The following is a 1,103-nucleotide window of genomic DNA, read 5'->3' as shown; positions in this document are numbered from 1 at the left end:
TCAGGGCGTCTGTGCAATCTTTATTGCTGCTTGCTATGGCATTCATTTGACCTTCCCGCAGATGATTACCATCGTGCTGACGGCAACGCTGGCGTCTATTGGCACAGCTGGTGTACCGGGTGCAGGTATGGTTATGCTGACTATGGTATTGACTTCTGTTGGTCTGCCGGTAGAAGGTGTTGCACTGGTTGCCGGTGTAGACCGTATCTTTGATATGGGTCGTACCACCGTCAATATCACTGGTGATGCTTCTTGTACGATTATCGTTTCCAATTTGGAAAAGAAGAAGGAAGCAAGAAGAAACAATAAGAAATAAAATAAATCTCACATAAAAACAGCCTTTTTGATTTGATACAATCAGAAAGGCTGTTTTGTTTTACCATTGTTCGTTTGGATATTGTAAATGCCAATCTTTTCTCAGTTGCGTCATGATGTCCATGACATCTTTAGAATAGGCTAGCTGCATGGCAGAGGGATCTCCGGTTTGCACGGCGTGTTCCATGTCCGTCATTTCATAATAGAGTGCCTGATCGGTTTCTCCGCAGACGATTTCGGTCTTTTCACCGGTTTCTGCGTTGACAAAAATGGCTTGATTTGCTCTTGGAAATTCCATAATTTCAATATAGCCGGTTTCACAGCTAATCATTGCTCGCTTGGGCTGTTTGGAATGTATAGACAGAGCTACAGTTGCCATTTGACCGGACGGATTTTGAAGCAGAATCGTTGCCTGCTCATCAGAGCCGGTCGGGGATGGCTTCCACTGGCTGAGAATCTGTGTGGGCTTCTCGTCCATAAAGCTGCGCACGATAGACAGAGCATACACACCGATGTCCAGCATGGCACCGCCTGCCAGATTCAAATTAAAGAATCGATTGGTCATGTTGTATTCTTTAAAGCTGCCGAAATTGACCGTAATCATTTGAACCTTGCCCCATTGGCCGCTGTGTACCCTACTCCATAATTCTCGATATAACGGCATGTGCCAAATTGTCATTGCTTCAGCCAAGATCAAATGCTTTTGCTCAGCGAGCTGCATCATTTCGTCTAATTCACGGCTGTTCAATGTGATAGATTTTTCTACGAGTAAATGCTTGCTATGCTGG

The 1,103-nt window shown here is 44.9% G+C and carries 2 protein-coding genes; one reads left to right on the top strand and one right to left on the bottom strand.

Annotated features, from left to right (window positions below; translation table 11 throughout):
* Positions 1–316, top strand: a 316-nt coding sequence (locus ACR0P9_RS13045) for a dicarboxylate/amino acid:cation symporter (RefSeq protein ID WP_432620826.1), incomplete at its 5' end; no start/stop codon positions are given.
* 60 nt (positions 317–376) lie between these two features.
* On the opposite strand, the gene ACR0P9_RS13040 is transcribed toward ACR0P9_RS13045, so the two are convergent.
* Positions 377–1,103, bottom strand: a 727-nt coding sequence (locus ACR0P9_RS13040; protein WP_432620824.1) for a Gfo/Idh/MocA family protein, incomplete at its 5' end; no start/stop codon positions are given.

The sequence above is a fragment of the Butyricicoccus sp. genome (assembly GCF_050872565.1).
Taxonomy (GTDB): Bacteria; Bacillota; Clostridia; order Oscillospirales; family Butyricicoccaceae; genus Butyricicoccus_A.
Note: the sequence above shows the minus strand (reverse complement) of the source record. Positions and strands in the feature narration are given on the sequence as shown.